This window comes from Aeromonas sp. SE22 (assembly GCF_038739755.1).
GTDB classification, from domain to species: domain Bacteria; phylum Pseudomonadota; class Gammaproteobacteria; order Enterobacterales; family Aeromonadaceae; genus Aeromonas; species Aeromonas jandaei.
The window spans coordinates 139,195-153,807 of record NZ_JBCGFD010000007.1 but is presented as its reverse complement, the minus strand read 5'-3'; the positions used below and the strand labels follow the sequence as shown (position 1 = coordinate 153,807).

The window sequence follows — 14,613 nt, the reverse complement described above, 5'->3', positions numbered from 1 at the left end:
CCGACTTGGCCGAACCCGACCGGCCGGTTGGCCACGGCGCCGTTTGCCGATGGGTGAGACGAAAAAAGGGGGCGGGCAGGGTGAGTCGCTATTTTATGAGGGCGCGCACAGCGGCCTGATGACAACTTTGAAGGGCTCCACATTCTGATTATCCGGAGTGTGTTAGGGCAATATTTTGCCGAGCGATTCGCTATTGATTAAATCTTTATTATTGCGGTGCTGGTCACACCGACCAATTCAATTTGCCGGGGGCGGCTGATACGCTGCCGAATCCCGATTATGAGAAATAACAATCAGATGTAATCGGGTCGTCACGGGTGCTGCAACAAGGATAATAAATATGTCGACAATATTGATTCTGGTGGTGGTGGGGCTGGTTGCCTACGCCATGCTCAAGCGGTTCAATCCGCAGGCGACCTTGCTGACCGCGGGTCTGGTGCTGCTGGCGTATGCCCAGTGGGCGGGGATCAACCCGATCCTGCCGGCCGAGAACAGTCAGGGCTTCTGGTTTTTCGATCTGTGGGAGAAGTTCGCCATGGTGACCAACTCCCGCCTCGCCTCCACCGGTCTGACCCTGGTGGCGATTGCCGGGGTGGCCACCTACCTCAACCAGATCGGCGCCTCGGCGGCGCTGGTGAAGGCCACTTCCCGCCCCATCATGGCGCTGAAGAATCCCTATGTGCTGCTGGCGATCATCCTGCTGCTGGTCTCCATCCTCTACGTCTTTATCACCGGGGCGACCTCGCTCTCCCTGCTGCTGATGGGCACCCTCTATCCGCTGCTGCGCAACGCCGGGATCAGCGCTAAGACGGCGGTGGCGACCATCGTCATCCCCACCGCGTGGGAGTTTGGCCCCGGCCAGATCAATGCGGTGATCGGTGCCAAGGCGATCAATATCGAGGTGATGCCGTTTGTGGTGAACCATCAGCTGCTGTTCCAGATCGCGCTGCTGGTGATCATCCCCTTCGTCAATATCGCGTGGCAGCGCTACTGCGACCGCAAGGATGGCCATGACACCGCCGCCGAGCGGGGCAAGTATCTGCACGAGCTGGAGGCAAAACACGAGAACACCCCGGGCTACTACGCCCTGCTGCCGGTGATCCCCTTCGTCTTTCTGTTCGGCTTCTCCGAGCTGTTTGTCAGCGCCATCAAGATGACCATTCCGGTGGCCATGATGTCGACCATGACCCTCTGCATCATCATCGAGGCGCTGCGCTACCGCTCTCTCAACAAGGCATTCGCCAACTTCGAGGCCTGGCTGACCGGCACCGGGATGATCTTCGGCAGCGTGCTGACCCTGATGCTGGCGGCCGAGTTCTTTTCCGCCGGTCTCACCAATATCGGCGCCATCACCCAGCTGATCGATCTGGCCAAGTCGTTCGAGCTCAACCCGCTCGGGCTGTCGCTGGTCTTCTCGCTCTTTATCCTGCTGACCGCCTTTATCACCGGCTCGGGCAACGCCCCCGTGATGGCGTTTATTCCCATCGTGCCGCTGGTCTCCAGCCAGTTCGACATCAACCCGCTGTTGCTGCTGGTGCCGATCCTGTTCGCGGCCGGCATTGGCCGCACCATCTCGCCGGTGGCGGGGGTGATCATCACGGTCTCCGGCATCGCCAACCTGAGCCCGGTGGATGTAGTGAAGCGCACCTTCGTGCCCATGATGGCGAGCATGGCGGTGGTGATGGCGCTGACGGCCATTCGCTATATCTGATTGGATTGCCATCTGCTGACGCCTGCCCTGTGGCTGGCGTTTTTCATGGCGCAAAAAAGAGTAGAGCGGTGCTTTTGCAAGCGCCGCTCAAGATCAGGAAAGAGGAAAAACCTTGCGGTTTAAAAAATACAAATTTGGAAGCAAACAATCGATTTCTAAACCAGGAAGGGTCTTGAATTCGATACGTCAAAAGTATGCGTGATGAGCTATGCAGCACTAGCAAAATGTTTTCCGGTTCAAGGATATGCGCTGGCGGGTATCAGATTTTGCGACCGCTGGCCGGAACTGGTCAGGCCTCGGCGCCATTTCAGCCGTTTACGGGCGACCACCATCTTTTTGGTGTCAATATCTGAGCCTTGGCGGTACAAATAGAGGCGACCCCGCTGCGGCATAACCATGCAGTCACGATGCAACTACAAGGATGAGTCCCGTGAGCTACAGCCAGACCCTGGCCACCCAGATCCTCGATACCCTGAAGAAGACCCTGACCGACAAGGGGATCCGCTATCAGACGCTGGCGGAGGCGATGGGGGTCTCCATTGCCACCATCAAGCGGATGATGAACAAGCCCTCCCTGCCGTTCGATACCCTGCTGGAGATCTGCCATCTGGTGGGGCTCTCGTTCGAGGAGCTGCTGGAGCGCACTCAGGATGCCCAGAGCCGGCGCGCCGTCTTCACTCAGGAGCAGGACGAGGCGTTTCACAACGAGCCGGGCCTCTATGCCTTTCTGGCCAATATCTTCTGGCGTGACAAGACGTTGATCGATCTCAAGCGGGAGTACGGCCTGACCGATGCCTCCTGCTACCTCTATCTGCGCAAGCTGGAGAAGCTCGGCATCCTGCAGCTTGGCATCGACAACAGTTACCACTTCCTCATCAGCGAGCGGATCAGCTTCGAGCAGCACAGCCGCTTCGCCCGCCAGCAGGCGCGGCAGGCGATGTCGATGCTGGGGGAGTATCTGGTGGAGAACATGCACAAGTCGAACAACTATCTGGCGCTCTGCCAGCTCCACCTCAACGAGAGCGAGGCGATGGGGCTGATCGAGCGGATGAAGGAGTACTGGCATCAGGAGCTCAAGCTCAACCGCCCCGCCATCGGCCCGCAGGAGCACCGCAAGACCTACACCATGTCGCTGCAACTGGCCGACTGCGGCTATCAGAGCTTTGACGACATGATCCCCAATATCGACAACTGATCCCGGCGGATCCTGCGGGATCCGCATCTGCTCGTGAGCCTGAACGAGGCTACTCTGCCAGTTGCGCGGGCTGCGTTTTGGCGATGATGGGTTGCAACGCCCGCGTATCTAGGCAGATACGGATTGCATCCGGCCGCCAGTGTTCGATATCGCAATCCACCAGGGCCCCCCGCTCGTCGTAGTTGACCCGCACCAGCCGCAGCACCGCGATCCCCTCCGCCAGATTGAGGGCGCGGGCGATGGCGCCGCGCGCCGCCGAGGGGGTGATCTCGAGACTCGCCCCACCCTGGCCTATGCCATAGCGCTGCTGATAGAGCTCGGTGAGGGAGCTGGCCAGCGGTGCGCTGGCGATATCGGGAAAGCGACTCGCCAGCAGATGGTGGCTGACGTGGAGCACCGGGCGGCCGTCGATCAGCCGCAGGCGGCGAATTTCATACAGCGGCGTAAAAGGATCCAGCCCCATCCAGCGGCACAGCTCACTGCTGGCGAGCTCGCTGCCGTGGGCCAGCACCCGGGTTTCGGCGGTGCGCTGCTGCTCGCCGATCCACTGGTGAAAGTGGGTGTGGATGGCGGGATCGTAGGTGAGGCGAGGCGGCGCCACGAACCAGCCACGCCGCTCGGCCCGGTAGATAAGGCCATCCGCCTCGAGGCTGGATAGCGCCTCCTTGATGGTGATGCGGGTGGTGGCAAAACGCTCGCTCAGGGCCCGTTCGGCGGGCAACTGCTGCCCCGCCGCCAGCTGGCCGCTGCCGATATAGCGGCGCAGGGTCTGGCAAATCTGTTCACACTTGGAGGCGCGGCCCTCAGCCGCTAGCCGTTCGCTCAATCTCGGTTCAATCACGCTCATGTCCCTGTCGCTCATTCTGGCTGTGCGGGCTGGCCTGGCCCTTGTTGGTTCAGCCCTTGCTGGAGTAGTCCAGCCTCACTTGGGTTCAGAGTTGTAACCGCTGCGGATGACAGCGACATGACAGGGCAATTGTCATCAAACTGCCATCAAAGCGCCCCGCGACCGTCATATTTCCCCTCTAGCATCCCTCTCGAACCTTAACTGACCTAGTCCAGAGGGATGGGATGATGAAAAGCGTGATCGCAAGTGCACTGGCTCTGGTAGCCATCAGCCAACCGCTGTTTGCTGCCGAAAATATCGCGGATCTTGAGAAGGCCGCCCGCGGCGAAGGGCAGCTCAGCAGTATCGGCATGCCCGACAGCTGGGCTAACTGGAAGGATACCTGGCAGCAGCTGGGCAACATCTACGGCATCAAGCATCAGGATACCGACATGAGCTCGGCGCAGGAGATCGCCAAGTTCGCTGCCGAGAAGGCCAACGCCACCGCCGACATCGGCGACGTGGGCGGCGCCTTCGGTCCGGTTGCGGTCAAGCAGGGGGTCACCCAACCCTACAAGCCCTCCACCTGGGCCGATATTCCCAACTGGGCCAAGGATGCGGACGGTCACTGGATGCTGGCCTATACCGGCACTATCGCCTTCCTGATCAACAAGGATCTGGTCAAGGCCGCCCCCACCAGCTGGCAATCCCTGCTGGGCGGCAACTACAAGGTGACCCTGGGTGATGTGGGTGTTGCCTCCCAGGCCAACAACGGCGTGCTGGCGGCGGCCTACGCCACCGGTGGCAGCGAGAAGAATCTCAAGCCCGCCCTGGAGTTGTTCGGCAAGCTGGCCCAGCAGGGTCGCCTGTCGCTGAACGACCCGACCATCGCCAACATCGAGAAGGGCGAGGTGGAAGTGGGGGTGCTGTGGGACTTCAACGCCCTCAACTACCGCGACCAGATCGACCCCAAGAAGTTTGAAGTGGTGATCCCGAGCGACGGCTCCGTCATCGCCGGTTACACCACCATCATCAACAAGTGGGCCAAGAACCCCAACGCCGCCAAGCTGGCGCGGGAATACATCCTCTCCGATGCCGGTCAGATCAACCTGGCGCGTGGCTATGCCCGCCCGATCCGCAGCAACGTTGCGCTGCCAGATGACGTGAAGGCCAAGCTGCTGCCGGCCGAGCAGTATGCCAAGGCCAAGCCGGTGCAGGATCACGCAGCCTGGGAGCAGAGCTCCAAGGCCCTGCCGCGTCAGTGGCAAGAGAACGTCATGATCTACATGCAGTAAGGAGCGGCCAGTGCAACACAAGGTGATAGTGGTACTTGTGGATGGCCTCTCTGCCGGGGTAGCCCATGGGATGGGCTACCTCGCAGGCATGGTGGAGGCGGAGCGTGGCCTCTATACGACCCTCAGCTGCGCCCTGCCATCCCTCTCCCGGCCTCTCTACGAGTGCATCCTGACCGGCGTTCCGCCGGTAGCGAGCGGCATCACCCACAACGGGGTGAGCCGTCTCAGTCTGCATGACTCCATCTTCCATCTGGCCCGCGCCGCGGGTAAACGCACCGCAGCGGCGGCCTACTACTGGGTGAGCGAGCTTTACAACAAGAGCCCCTGGCTGGCGGCCCGCGATCGCTTTACTCACGACGAGCAGCTGCCGATCCAGCACGGCTGCTTCTACTGGGATGACAACTACCCCGACAGCCATCTGCTGATGGACGGCGAGTGGCTGCGCAGCCAGTACGATCCCGATTTTCTGCTGATCCACCCGATGGGGGTGGATGATGCGGGCCACAAGTTTGGCTTCGACTCCCGCCAGTACCGCAATCAGGCGCGCCGCATGGATAGCCTGCTGGCCGATCTGCTGCCCCAGTGGCTGGCGGAGGGGTATCAGGTGGTGGTCACCTCGGATCACGGCATGAACAACGACCTGAGCCACGGCGGCACCCTGCCTGAAGAGCGCACCGTGCCGCTCTGGCTGTTTGGCGATGCCTTCGTCGAGCGCTGGCCGGATGGGGTGGCGATTGCCCAGACCCAGCTCTGCGCCCTGATGGCGGATCTGCTGGGGGTTTCCCACGACAAGCCGGCAGCGCCACCGCTGCTCAAGGCCGCCTTTATGCGCGAGGTGCACTGATGATGCCTGCAACCACCGAGATCCTGGTGGATCAACCCGTGGCAACCAAGCAGAAGGTGCGCCGCCACTGGCTGCCCGCGCTGGTGCTGCTGCCGTTTATCCTCTTGATGATCCTGTTCCAGCTCGCCCCCATGGTGTGGGTGCTGGTGGGCAGTTTCCAGACCCCCGATGGCTGGGGCATCGACTACTACCGGGAGATTTTGAGCTCTCCCTTCTACCTGCAATCGTTCGGCAACTCATTGCGCATCGCCGGTATCGCCAGTCTGGCGGGGCTTGCTATCGGCACCCTCGGTGCAGCCGCGCTGCGCCACAGCGGCGAGCGGGTCAAGCGGGTGCTGCTGGCCTTTGTGACCATGACCGGCAACTTCAGTGGGGTGCCGCTGGCGTTCGCCTTCATCATCATTCTCGGCATCAACGGTGCAGTGACCCTGCTGCTGAAATCCTGGGGATTGATAGACGGCTTCAACCTCTACTCGGGCAGCGGCCTTATCCTCATCTACATCTATTTCCAGATCCCGCTCGCCCTGCTGCTGCTCTATCCGGCCTTCGATGCGCTGCAGGATGAGTGGCCGCAAGCGGCCGCGCTGCTCGGCTCGAGCAAAGGGCAGTATGTGTGGCACGTGGCGCTGCCGGTACTGACGCCTGCGCTGCTTGGCACCCTGATCATCCTGTTTGCCAACGCGGTGGGGGCCTATGCCTCCGCCTACGCCCTCACTACCGGCAACTTCAATCTGGTGACCATCCGGGTGGCCAGTCTGGTCTCCGGCGACATCTTCCTCGAGCCCAATATGGCGGCGGCGCTGGCGGTGATCCTGATGGTGCTGCTGGGAGTGGTGACGGCCGCCAACCAGTGGTTGCTGAAAAAGAGCTATGTGAACAAGGGGCAATCCCATGCATGATTTGATGCCGCGCTGGCCCAAGTGGGTGCTGGGTGGGCTGGTCGCCACCCTGCTGCTGCCGCTGTTGGCCACGTTTCTCTACTCCATCTCCACCCGCTGGGGGGCGACCCTGCTGCCGGATGGCTTCACCCTCGACTGGTATCTCAAGCTGTGGGGCGATCCGCGCTTTCTGGCGGCGTTTGGCCGCAGCCTCCTGGTCTGTTTCGCCACCCTGCTGCTGGGAACCCTGGTGCTGGTACCCACCGTGCTGGTGGTGGCCTACTACTTCCCCAAGCTGGATCCCTGGATGAACCTGTTGATCCTGCTCCCCTTCGCGGTGCCGCCAGTGGTCTCCTCAGTCGGGCTGCTGCAAATCTACGCCGACGGCGTGCTGCCGATTATCGGCACGCCGTGGATCCTGATCGGCACCTGGTTCACCGTGGTGCTCCCCTTTATGTACCGGGCGCTGGCCAATAGCCTGCAGGGGGTGCCGCTGAAAGATCTGATGGATGCCGCCCACCTGCTGGGGGCGAGTAGTCGGCGCGCCTTCCTGCTGGTGGTGATCCCCTGCCTGCGCAAGGGATTGCTGGCTGCGCTGTTTCTCTCCCTCTCCTTCCTGCTCGGCGAGTTCGTGTTCGCCAACATGCTGGTGGGCACCCGTTACGAGACCCTGCAGGTCTACCTCTACAACATGCGTGCTACTTCGGGCCACTTCACCAGTGCGCTGGTGATGAGCTACTTCCTGCTGACCCTGCTGCTCACCTGGGCGGCCAACAGATTTCATCGGTGAATCAACATGTTCCATCTAGAAGTGAATCAACTGCACAAATCCTACGGCGATACCAGAGTGTTCGAGGGGATCGAATTCGGCATTCGCAAGGGGGAGCTGGTGACCCTGCTCGGCCCCTCCGGCTGTGGCAAGTCAACCCTGCTGCGGGCGCTGGCCGGGCTCACCCCGGTAGATGGCGGTCAGGTGCGGGTGGCCGGTGAAGATATCACCTGGCAGGAACCCCAGAAGCGGGGCATCGGCATGGTGTTCCAGAGCTATGCGCTTTTCCCCAACATGACGGTGTGGGACAACGTTGCCTTCGGCCTCAAGATGAAACCCCAGCCGGGACGGGATCTTGCCGCCAGCGTGCAGGAGGCGCTGGAGCTGGTGGAGCTGACCGGCTTCGAGCGCCGCTATCCGGCCGAGCTCTCCGGCGGCCAGCGCCAGCGGGTGGCGCTGGCCCGGGCTCTGGTGGTGCAGCCGCGGATCCTGCTGCTGGACGAGCCGCTCTCGGCGCTGGATGCCCGCATCCGCCGCAGCCTGCGCCAGCAGATCCGCGAGATCCAGCAGCGCCTTGAGCTCACCACCATCTTCGTGACCCACGATCAGGAGGAGGCGCTGACCATGTCGGATCGGATCTTCCTGATGAACAAGGGATCCATCGTCCAGAGCGGTACGCCGGAGGAGATCTATACCCGTCCCGCCAGCGAGTTTGTGGCGAGCTTTATCGGCAACTACAACCTGCTTGGCGCAGAGCAGGGCAAGTCGCTGTTTGGCCCCCGTTTTCAGGGCAAGCTGGCGCTGCGACCCGAGTCCCTCTCCCTGCTGCCGGCTGGCGCTCACAGCGACGAACCGAACCTGCCGGGGGTGATCAGCGGGCAACAGCTGCTCGGCAACGTGATCCGCTATCAGGTGACCTGCGAGGCAGGTGTGCTGACGGTGGATTGCCTCAACCGCTCGGCCCGCGAGCTGCTGCCGGTGGGGCGCTCCGTGACCCTGGTAGTGGCCCGGGATCAGCTCTGTGAGGTAGCATGAGGCGGCATTTCATTTCCATTTTCACTGCGAGGAGCGCCCATGGCACTGGCACTGTTTGATCTGGACGAGACCCTGATTGCCGGGGATTCCGCCAGCCTCTGGCTGGAGTACATGGTGGCCGAGGAGCTGGCCCCCGCCAGCATGATTGCCGAGGAGCAGGGGATGATGTCCCTCTACCATCAGGGCAAGATGGACATGCACCAGTACATGGCCTTCACCCTGCAACCGCTGGCGGGCAAGACGCGCCAGTGGCTCGACTCGCTCTGTAGCCGCTTTGCCGAGCAGGTGCTGCGCGAGCGCATCTATCCAGAGGGGCTGGCACGTATCGAGTGGCACCGCCAGCGTGGTGACGAGCTGGTGCTCATCTCCGCCTCCGGCGAACATCTGGTGGCCCCCATGGCGCGGATGCTGGGGATGGAGCACTGTGTCGCCATCCTGCTCGATGAAGAGTCCGGCATGCTGACCGGCCAGACCCGCGGCACCCTCAGTTTTCGCGAGGGCAAGGTGGCCCGCATCAACCAGCTTTTTGCCGGGCGGGAACAGCTCTGGCAGGAGAGCTTTGGTTACAGCGATTCTCACAATGATCTGCCCATGCTGCGGGCAGTGAACCATCCCCATGCGGTCAATCCGGCCCCCGCGCTGCGTCAGCAGGCCGAGGAGCTGGGCTGGCCCGTGCTGGAGTGGCAGCGCCAGCTTTGAGTACCGGTTGGTGGGGATGAAAAAGTGGTGATGAAAAAAGAGAGAGGCCGGAAGGCCTCTCTCTTGTTATCTGAGCGCTGCTGTTGGCTGTCATGCCTCGTTGGCGCGTAGCGGCTCCTCATCAGACGCTTTGTCCGCGGGACGCGGTTCATCCGGCAGTGCTGTCTGTTCGCCGTTTTGCGGGAAGCAGATGCGGTTTTTCCCCTCCCGCTTGGCGCGATAAACGGCGTTGTCTGCGAGCTCAATCAGATCTTTGCCAGACATACCGGGTTTGCTGAAGGCGACGCCGCCGCTGATAGTGATGGTGAGATCCACCTCGCGCCACTCCAGCTGCTCCACTCCGATCCGGAAGGTCTCCAGCAGGGAGGGGAGCATGGGTTGATCCTCGCCATAGCGGAAGATGAGCACCAGCTCCTCGCCACCATAGCGGCAGAACCAGCCCCAGTCGTGGAACAGTCGCATGCCGAGTTTGCCCACCCGCTTGAGCACCACGTCACCGGTCTGGTGGCCGAAGGTGTCGTTGACCCGTTTGAAGTTGTCGAGATCGAACATCACCAGCCCGAAGGGGTGGCCCTGCTTGATCTGCTGTTGCAGGCATTCGTCGAAGAAGCGGCGGTTATAGAGGCCGGTGAGCTTGTCCTGATTGGCTTGCAGCCGGATCTGGGCGAAGTCCTGGCTGGCGGCATCCATCTCTTCGTAGACTTTGGCCAGCTCCAGCATGCGGCGGCCGTTGTAGGCGATACCGCCGGAGCGGCTGGCCCGGATCAGCAGGGTGATCTCGCCCAGCATGCGGCGGAAGTAGCGTGACCAGAGCATGGCGAGCAGCAGATAGAGTACGCAGGCAACGCCGATCATCAGCTGCACGTTGACGGAGACGCTGTCTATCACCCGTTCCATGCTGGCGGTAGGTTCGACGCTGAGCAGGACCCAGCGCTGCTCGGGAATGCGGTTGTAGGCGACCATCTGGCCGCTTGCCTCATCGAGGAAGAAGCCCTGATCGCCCTTCATCCGTATCAGCCATGTAGGGTCGGCCAGCGGCTTGAAGACGCGGGCGCGATCCGGGTGCGCCAGTACCAGCCCCTCGTGGTTGATCAGCATCTGATAACCCCGCCCGTCGTGATAATCCACACCGCGTTTGTTGTTGAGCCAGCTGGCGAGCGGAGTGAGTTGGGTATCGAGGGAGAGCACACCGACCCGTTTGCCATCCGGGGTCAGGATGACCCGGGCCAGCGCCATGGTGAGGGTGCCGAGGGTGTAGTCGTAGTAGGGGTCGGTAAAGACAATCTGGCCGGGGTGGCTGGCTGCCAGCTTGTACCAGGGGCGAACCCGGGGATCGAACCTTTCGTCAGCCTGCCATGCCGGGTGGATCAGCATCTTGCGATACTCGGTGCCGACATAGACATAGTCGAGCTCCATCACCTTGTGATAGGCCCGCCACGACTGGAGATAGTGCTCGCCGTTGCGAATGGTCGGCTCAATGAAGTCCTGATAATTTACCTGCTGGTAAATCAGCGTAAACTGGCGTTTGAGCGTCTCCAGATAGGGTTCGAGCAGGGTGTGCAGATATTGGGTATTGCGGGCCACCAGATTTTGTTCCTGCTCGTTGCGCAGGGTGCGCTCCATATGCAGGTAGTAGATGCTGCCCAGCAGCAAAACAGGGATAAAGAGCAGGAGGAGGCCCAACCGCATGCGGGAGATTAATGACCACGTATTCCTGGGCTTGCCGCGGGGCATGAAGAGATCCTTTTCAGCACGAGTGAGACCAGCATATATGATGGCGTTCGGCTCGTCTAAAGGCAGGATGTGAGAATTTGCTGATGCTCAATCATTCTCTGCTCTGCCATCTCCATGACGGCAGCATTATTCTGCTGCTGCTCGCCCTGTGCATCGAATACCTCATTTTTCGCCGCGGGCTCAACATGGTGCGAGTGCGCCGTCTGCTGGTGGTGGACGGGGTTTCGGCACTGGCCCTGTTCGGCATCTTTGCCACCGGTAGTCTGCTGGCGCTCGAACATGCCGGCTCGCTGGCGGCTCTCTTCGCCCACCCGGCTCACGGCATGCAGACCCTGCTCTTTCTGGTGATCGTGGGATCGCTCGATTACCCCAGTCGCCTCTTCTATCGTTGGCGCCGCTCCCTGCGGCTGGGTCGCGCGCCGATGATCTCCATCCAGCAGCAATTCCGGGTGATCTGGATCCTGCGTGGCAACATGTTGCTAGTGCTGATCTTCGCCCTGCTGGTAAAACATCCACTGCCATAAAGACAAGAGGGTGGGGAGACGGGTATCTTGGATCAGATAACCCGCAAAACGCTGATTTAAGGATGAATCATCATGCGTTCCAATCTGATGTTGCTGATGGCTGCCACCATCTGGGGCATGGGCTTTGTCGCCCAGCGTCTCGGGATGGACCATATGGGGCCATACACCTTCAATGGCCTGCGCTTTCTGCTCGGCGCCTTCTCTCTGCTGCCGCTGCTCTGGTGGCTCAAATCCCGACAACCTGTTGCCGTCGCGGGCGATCATCGCCAACTGCTGACCGGTGGTGTGCTGGCCGGGCTGGTGTTGTTCTGCGCCGCCTCCCTGCAACAGGTGGGGCTGCTCTACACCACAGCCGCCAAGGCCGGTTTTATCACCGGCCTCTACATCATTCTTGTGCCTGTGCTGGGTTTGCTGTTGCACCACAAGACCGGTACCAACACCTGGATTGGCGCCCTTATCGCGCTGGCCGGTCTCTATCTGCTGAGCGTGACCGATGACTTTTCCATCGGCTTTGGCGATCTGCTGCAGGTGATTGGCGCGCTGTTCTGGGCGATCCATCTGCTGCTGGTGGATCACTACTCCAACCGGGTGGCCCCCATCAAGCTGGCTTGCGTGCAGTTTGTGGTGTGCGGTCTGCTCAGTCTCGTTACCGCCTTCATCGTCGAAACGCCGACGGTGGCCGGGGCGGTTGCCGGTTGGCAGGCGCTGCTCTACGCCGGTCTGGTCTCGGTGGGAGTTGGCTATACCCTGCAGGTGCTGGGGCAGCGCGGTGCCCATCCGGCCCATGCCGCCATCATTCTCAGTCTGGAGACCGTCTTCGCCGCCGTGGGTGGCGTGTTGCTGCTGGGCGAAACGCTGGATGAGCAGACGGTGGCGGGCTGTTCGCTGATGCTGGCGGGGATGCTGATCTCCCAGATCCGGCTGCGCTGGTGGTGGAAGTCGCGCCGCGACAAGGTGCCGCTGGCCAAGTAAACCGCGCTCTGCCTGCATAACAAAAACGCCCCGACTGTCGGGGCGTTTTACATGGTGGCTGTTCGGTCAGGGGCGCTGATCCAGCTCGCGTTCCAGCTCCATGGCCTTCTGGCGAGCCGGATGGGTATTGAGGCGCTGCCAGTAGGCTTGCAGATGCGGGAAGTGGGCCAGCTGGCCGCTTTGTGCCAGCAGATCCACCAGGAAGGAGTTCATGATGTCGGCGCCGGAGAGGCGATCCCCCACCAGATAGTGGCGATTTGCCATCACATCGTTGAGGTAGCCCAGCACCTTGGCACACTCCGCCTTGGCATAGTCCGGCAGGAAGCGCATCGGGCTGCCATCCTTGCGCACAAACATATCCAGCAGCAGTGGCAGGATGCCCGAGCTCTCGGCGAAGTGGAGCCACTGCAGATATTCGGCATACTCCGGGCTGTCGGTGGCCGGTGCCAGCCGTTCCGGAGCGTGGCGGGCAATCAGGTACTCGGTGATGGCGCCCGATTCCGCCAGTACCCGGCCATCGAACTCGATGACCGGCGACTTGCCGAGAGGGTGAATGGCTTTTAGCTCGGGCGGTGCCAGAAAGGTGGTGGCATCGCGCTGATACGCCTTGATCTCATAGGGCTGGCCCAGCTCTTCGAGCAGCCAGATGATGCGTTGGGAGCGGGATTTGTTCAGGTGGTGCAGGACTATCATAAGGACCTCGATTCGGTGGCAGGGTGGGATGTACGAGCGGGCGAGGGGGGCGGTTCACCGGCAGTAAAAAAAGAGCGGGCTGATGCCCGCTCTCTCTCGTTGACTGACTTATGCCTCCAGCGCCTGATCCAGATCCGCCAGAATGTCCTCGATCGCCTCGATCCCGACCGACAGCCGGATCATCTCGGGTTTGACCCCAGCCTTGGCCTGCTCCTCTTCGCTTAACTGGCGATGGGTGGTGGAGGCGGGGTGGCAGGCCAGCGACTTGGCGTCACCGATATTGACCAGCCGCTTGAATATCTTCAGTGCATCGTAGAAACGCACGCCAGCCTCGTAACCATCCTTCAGGCCGAACGAGAGAATCGCCGAGGGGCGACCGGCCATGTATTTCTCTGCCAGCAAGTAGTGCGGGTGACCCGGCAGACCGGCGTAGCTGACCCATGCCACTTTGGGATGATGCTTGAGGTGGTGGGCGACCCGCAGGGCGTTGTCGACGTGGCGCTCCATGCGCAGGCTCAGGGTCTCCAGCCCTTGCAGCAGCAGGAAGGCGTTCATCGGCGCCAGCGCCGCGCCGGTATTGCGCAGGGGCACTGTGCGTACCCGCCCAATAAAGGCGGCCGGGCCAAAGGCCTCGGTATAGACCACCCCGTGGTAGGAGGGTTCGGGTTTGGTCAGCTGGGGGAAGCGCTCGGCGTGATCCGCCCAGGGGAACTTGCCCGAGTCGACGATGACGCCACCCAGCGAATTGCCGTGGCCGCCGACATATTTGGTCAGGCTGTGGACCACGATGTCAGCGCCGTGTTCGATGGGCTTGCACAGCACCGGGGTGGCGACCGTGTTGTCGACGATAAGCGGCACGCCACGGGCGTGGGCTGCCTTGGCCAGCGCGGCCAGATCGACGATGTTGCCCGCCGGGTTGCCGATGCTCTCGCAGTAGACCGCCTTGGTCTTGTCGTCGATCAGGGCGGCGATGGCTTCGGCGCTGTCATCCTTGGCAAAGCGCACCTCGACCCCGAAACTCGGCAGCATGTGGGCGAACAAGGTGTAGGTGCCGCCATAGAGCTGGGGCGTGGAGACGATGTTGTCACCGGCTGCGGTCAGCGCCTGAATGGCGTAGGTGATGGCGGCGGAACCTGCCGAGACCACCAGTGCGGCGATCCCCCCTTCCAGCGCGGCCATCCGCTGCTCCAGCACATCATTGGTGGGGTTCATGATGCGGGTGTAGATATTGCCCGGCACCGCCAGATTGAACAGATCCGCCCCGTGCTGGGCGCTCTCGAATTCGTAAGCCACCGTCTGGTAGATGGGTACGGCAACGGCTTTGGTGGTGGGGTCGTTGGTAAAGCCGTGGTGCAGGGCCAGGGTCGCATCTTTCATCACACACTCCTTGTTGGATGTTGCTTATGGCAGTTATAGATGGATAGACGTCCAATCTATC

The 14,613-nt window shown here is 61.7% G+C and carries 14 protein-coding genes; 10 read left to right on the top strand and 4 right to left on the bottom strand.

Features of this window, described 5'->3' with window-relative positions:
- The first annotated feature begins 340 nt into the window (after positions 1-340).
- Positions 341-1,711, top strand: coding sequence for a C4-dicarboxylate transporter DcuC (gene dcuC / locus AAHA39_RS13225; RefSeq protein ID WP_033115529.1), 1,371 nt, complete (start codon positions 341-343; stop codon positions 1,709-1,711).
- Positions 1,712-2,141: 430 nt separating this feature from the next.
- A complete protein-coding gene (locus AAHA39_RS13220) occupies positions 2,142-2,906 on the top strand; it encodes a helix-turn-helix domain-containing protein (protein ID WP_042030190.1) in 765 nt (254 codons plus the stop codon).
- Positions 2,907-2,955: 49 nt separating this feature from the next.
- Here the strand turns inward: AAHA39_RS13220 and AAHA39_RS13215 are convergent, their stop codons facing one another.
- Positions 2,956-3,768 carry a UTRA domain-containing protein gene (locus tag AAHA39_RS13215; protein WP_320655680.1) on the bottom strand — a complete coding sequence of 271 codons (813 nt, stop codon included), beginning with the start codon at positions 3,766-3,768 and terminating at the stop codon, positions 2,956-2,958.
- 212 nt (positions 3,769-3,980) lie between these two features.
- Here AAHA39_RS13215 and AAHA39_RS13210 point away from each other — a divergent pair, with 212 nt between their 5' ends.
- From AAHA39_RS13210 to AAHA39_RS13185, 6 genes are read left to right on the top strand one after another with little or no spacing between them, the layout of a single operon-like run.
- Entirely contained in the window at positions 3,981-5,027 is a 1,047-nt protein-coding gene (locus tag AAHA39_RS13210; protein ID WP_033115526.1) for an ABC transporter substrate-binding protein, read from the top strand.
- 10 nt (positions 5,028-5,037) lie between these two features.
- Entirely contained in the window at positions 5,038-5,871 is an 834-nt protein-coding gene (locus tag AAHA39_RS13205; RefSeq protein ID WP_041210062.1) for an alkaline phosphatase family protein, read from the top strand.
- On the top strand, positions 5,871-6,770 hold the full coding sequence (locus tag AAHA39_RS13200; RefSeq protein ID WP_320655677.1) for an ABC transporter permease: 900 nt from the start codon (positions 5,871-5,873) through the stop codon (positions 6,768-6,770). Before AAHA39_RS13205 ends, AAHA39_RS13200 begins: the two co-directional genes overlap by 1 nt.
- Positions 6,763-7,539 (top strand): ABC transporter permease, encoded by a 777-nt coding sequence (locus AAHA39_RS13195; RefSeq protein ID WP_320655675.1) that lies wholly within the window; start codon positions 6,763-6,765, stop codon positions 7,537-7,539. Before AAHA39_RS13200 ends, AAHA39_RS13195 begins: the two co-directional genes overlap by 8 nt.
- A gap of 6 nt (positions 7,540-7,545) precedes the next feature.
- Positions 7,546-8,553, top strand: coding sequence for an ABC transporter ATP-binding protein (locus AAHA39_RS13190; RefSeq protein WP_320655673.1), 1,008 nt, complete (start codon positions 7,546-7,548; stop codon positions 8,551-8,553).
- A gap of 39 nt (positions 8,554-8,592) precedes the next feature.
- Positions 8,593-9,252, top strand: a complete 660-nt coding sequence (locus AAHA39_RS13185; protein WP_320655671.1) for an HAD family hydrolase — start codon at positions 8,593-8,595, stop codon at positions 9,250-9,252.
- A gap of 90 nt (positions 9,253-9,342) precedes the next feature.
- On the opposite strand, the gene AAHA39_RS13180 is transcribed toward AAHA39_RS13185, so the two are convergent.
- The gene (locus tag AAHA39_RS13180) at positions 9,343-10,986 is read right to left on the bottom strand and encodes a sensor domain-containing diguanylate cyclase (protein ID WP_320655669.1); all 1,644 of its coding nucleotides are present in this window, start codon (positions 10,984-10,986) and stop codon (positions 9,343-9,345) included.
- An 83-nt stretch (positions 10,987-11,069) separates the two neighbouring features.
- Between AAHA39_RS13180 and AAHA39_RS13175 the strand changes: the two genes are divergently transcribed.
- Together AAHA39_RS13175 and AAHA39_RS13170 are read left to right on the top strand one after the other, a co-directional pair.
- On the top strand, positions 11,070-11,510 hold the full coding sequence (locus AAHA39_RS13175) for a DUF2214 family protein (RefSeq protein WP_139393932.1): 441 nt from the start codon (positions 11,070-11,072) through the stop codon (positions 11,508-11,510).
- 72 nt (positions 11,511-11,582) lie between these two features.
- Positions 11,583-12,482 (top strand): DMT family transporter, encoded by a 900-nt coding sequence (locus tag AAHA39_RS13170; RefSeq protein ID WP_320655665.1) that lies wholly within the window; start codon positions 11,583-11,585, stop codon positions 12,480-12,482.
- A gap of 66 nt (positions 12,483-12,548) precedes the next feature.
- On the opposite strand, the gene AAHA39_RS13165 is transcribed toward AAHA39_RS13170, so the two are convergent.
- Positions 12,549-13,175: a glutathione S-transferase family protein gene (locus AAHA39_RS13165; protein ID WP_201968085.1), complete on the bottom strand. Its 627-nt coding sequence runs from the start codon at positions 13,173-13,175 to the stop codon at positions 12,549-12,551.
- 108 nt (positions 13,176-13,283) lie between these two features.
- Positions 13,284-14,552, bottom strand: coding sequence for an O-acetylhomoserine aminocarboxypropyltransferase/cysteine synthase family protein (locus AAHA39_RS13160; protein WP_139428249.1), 1,269 nt, complete (start codon positions 14,550-14,552; stop codon positions 13,284-13,286).
- Between the last annotated feature and the right edge of the window lie 61 nt (positions 14,553-14,613).

Coding starts and splice junctions, on each gene's coding strand:
- dcuC (WP_033115529.1), top strand. CDS start 341: ATGTCGACAATATTGATTCTGGTGGTGGTGGGGCTGGTTGCCTACGCC.
- AAHA39_RS13215 (WP_320655680.1), bottom strand. CDS start 3,768: ATGAGCGACAGGGACATGAGCGTGATTGAACCGAGATTGAGCGAACGG.
- AAHA39_RS13210 (WP_033115526.1), top strand. CDS start 3,981: ATGAAAAGCGTGATCGCAAGTGCACTGGCTCTGGTAGCCATCAGCCAA.
- AAHA39_RS13200 (WP_320655677.1), top strand. CDS start 5,871: ATGATGCCTGCAACCACCGAGATCCTGGTGGATCAACCCGTGGCAACC.
- AAHA39_RS13195 (WP_320655675.1), top strand. CDS start 6,763: ATGCATGATTTGATGCCGCGCTGGCCCAAGTGGGTGCTGGGTGGGCTG.
- AAHA39_RS13190 (WP_320655673.1), top strand. CDS start 7,546: ATGTTCCATCTAGAAGTGAATCAACTGCACAAATCCTACGGCGATACC.
- AAHA39_RS13185 (WP_320655671.1), top strand. CDS start 8,593: ATGGCACTGGCACTGTTTGATCTGGACGAGACCCTGATTGCCGGGGAT.
- AAHA39_RS13180 (WP_320655669.1), bottom strand. CDS start 10,986: ATGCCCCGCGGCAAGCCCAGGAATACGTGGTCATTAATCTCCCGCATG.
- AAHA39_RS13175 (WP_139393932.1), top strand. CDS start 11,070: ATGCTCAATCATTCTCTGCTCTGCCATCTCCATGACGGCAGCATTATT.
- AAHA39_RS13170 (WP_320655665.1), top strand. CDS start 11,583: ATGCGTTCCAATCTGATGTTGCTGATGGCTGCCACCATCTGGGGCATG.
- AAHA39_RS13165 (WP_201968085.1), bottom strand. CDS start 13,175: ATGATAGTCCTGCACCACCTGAACAAATCCCGCTCCCAACGCATCATC.
- AAHA39_RS13160 (WP_139428249.1), bottom strand. CDS start 14,552: ATGAAAGATGCGACCCTGGCCCTGCACCACGGCTTTACCAACGACCCC.